Origin of the sequence: Bacillus cereus group sp. BfR-BA-01380 (assembly GCF_022663535.1) — a bacterium.
Classification (GTDB): Bacteria; Bacillota; Bacilli; order Bacillales; family Bacillaceae_G; genus Bacillus_A; species Bacillus_A cereus_BB.
This window is the reverse complement of sequence record NZ_JAKUFS010000074.1, coordinates 1-2,455: the sequence shown is the minus strand read 5'-3', so window position 1 is coordinate 2,455 and position 2,455 is coordinate 1. Positions and strand designations below refer to the sequence as shown.

Genomic DNA, 2,455 nt, shown 5'->3' with positions numbered 1-2,455 from the left:
TGTTTAGTGCAGAATAAAAGTACAGAATATTGCGAAGTATTTGTGCATAGATAGCATAAATGCATTAAAAAAGGCTTGCAAGCTCTTCCATTACCCTCTACTGTGTTAGGTGTCGAATCCAATACAGATGGAGGTTATGAAAGGATGCTCGCAATGCCTGAAATTCATTATATCAAATATTTACGAGAGAACGAAGACCTAAATATATCAGAGATTGCAAGAAGGACAGGAAGTAACTGGAGAACCGTTAAGAAATATGCGGACGGTGACGTCCTCACAAAAGATATAAGACCAAAGAAAAAGGGTATGATGTATGAACAAGGATATGGAGAGATTGTAGATGATTGGCTGGAGGAGGATTTAAAACTAAAAAGAAAAGAACGAAGAACAAGTAAAAGAATATTCCAGCAATTGCAGAATGAGCATGGATTCAAAGGCTCCTATCGTACCGTATGTGAATATGTTCAACAACGAAAACCTCAAATTAAAGAACAAAAGCAAGAACGATACGAAAGACTGGAACACCCTCCGGGTGAGGCTCAAGTAGATTTTGGAAATATGACTACTGTACAGGAAGGAGCATACAAAGATATTAAAGCGCTCATTCTCAGTTTTCCATATAGCAATGCAGCTTTTGTACATCCACTTCCTGCAGAAAATGGGGAATGTTTTCTGGAAGGTCTGAAGCAATTATTTAAACAGGCCGGTGGTGTTCCTACACATTTAAGGATGGATAATTTATCAGCTGCCATTGTGAGCGTTGGAAAAGGAGAACAACGGACATATACAGATGCCTTTTTACGATTCCAAATGCATTACAATTTTGAAGCACAACCTTGTAATCCTGCAAGTGGACATGAAAAAGGAAATGTTGAGAGGAAAGTGAGTTACACTCGAAATAATTGGTTCGTCACAGCCCCAATTATGAAAGATTTTGAAGAACTTGCTAATTGGTTACATGAGCAAATGATCGAAGATCGAAAACGACCGCATTATGAGAAGGGAAAATCAATTGAGGAACTTTGGCACGAGGAAAAGGAACATCTCAAACCATTACCGTTAGAGACTTTAGAGGTATTTTCATTAGATACAGCTACGGTGAATAAATATGGAGAAATTACCGTGGATCAAGAGCATTTTGTCCTCCGGAAAGCACGTCTAAAACAAGTTATCATTGTAAAAAAAGATTGGAATCAATTCACTTGTTTTACAAATGAGGGAGAAATCATTTATCAAGATTATAGATCTTATATGAATGTAAAACGAGAAATTCCTTGGGATGAGATTTTAAATGATTGGGAGAGAAAACCACGTTCTATGCGTTATTCACGCTTCTTTCCATATTTACCCGAAAGGGTACAAACATATCTTCTTTTCAAAAAAGAAGACAATAAAAAACGAATCAATGGGTTACGAAAACTTCTTATAGATTATTCATTCCAACAACTTAATGAACTTCTTCAACAAGAAGAGCGATTAGAGAGAGAACCTCACGAATTAGCTTTTCTTCTAGAGGCTAAAAATATTTCTTACCCAGATAAATGGGATGAAATGCATACTCCAGCAGTCCTAGTGGACTATGAAACAGATTTAGGTCAATATGATCGAAAACTCTGTCCATCATTAGAAGGAGGGCGGTAATCATGACTAAGAATACATTACAAGCAATTTGTAAAACTCTTCATCTAGCACATGTAATGGACTCTTATAGCAATATTCCTTTTGAAAATAAGGAACAGTTTTTACGCGATGTATTGAATCTAGAAATAGAATCTCGCCAAACGAAGAAAATTGCGCGTCTAATAAAAAAGGCAAAGTTTCGAGAAGTAAAATGGTTACAGAACTATGAATGGGGTGAGCAAATTCATTTACCAGCTACAGTAAACCAAGAACAAATATGTGATTTACAATTCCTTGAGGGAAAACAGAATCTCCTTTTACTCGGTTCCCCTGGAACCGGAAAAACACATCTAGCCACAGCTTTAGGTCTAAAAGCTTGTGAGGAAGGATATGAAGTACGTTTCTTCCGAGTAGCAGACTTAGTATCCCAGCTCGAGGAAGCCTTGAGGCAGGGGAATTTGTCTCGATTAAAGAAGCAGATTGAAACCTGTGAACTACTTATTTTAGATGAACTTGGATATGTTCCGTTTCAAAAGCAAGGAGCAGAGCTTCTGTTTCATATCATAGCTGACTGTTATGAACAAAAAAGTGTAATTGTCACGTCTAATTTGGAATTCGGTCAATGGAATCGCGTATTTGGGGATAATCGTTTAACTTCTGCATTGGTGGATCGGTTGGTCCACCACGCTCACATCATTGCATTTACAGGTGAAAGTTACCGCTTAAGAAACGCCCTTTCTTTTGCGACTGCAGAAACAAATATGTAAGAAAAAGAGAACTGCAAGCCTCTGCATTTTTCGCTGCAATTCTCTGTACTTTCTGCTTGCAAAAAACA

At 37.5% G+C, this 2,455-nt stretch carries 2 protein-coding genes; both read left to right on the top strand.

What is annotated here, in order from left to right:
* The first annotated feature begins 144 nt into the window (after nt 1-144).
* Complete coding sequence (istA, locus tag MR076_RS25845) at nt 145-1,641, top strand: IS21 family transposase (RefSeq protein WP_242225420.1); 1,497 nt, start codon at nt 145-147, stop codon at nt 1,639-1,641.
* A gap of 2 nt (nt 1,642-1,643) precedes the next feature.
* Nucleotides 1,644-2,387 (top strand): IS21-like element helper ATPase IstB, encoded by a 744-nt coding sequence (istB, locus tag MR076_RS25840; protein WP_242225419.1) that lies wholly within the window; start codon nt 1,644-1,646, stop codon nt 2,385-2,387.
* The last annotated feature ends 68 nt before the right edge of the window (nt 2,388-2,455 follow it).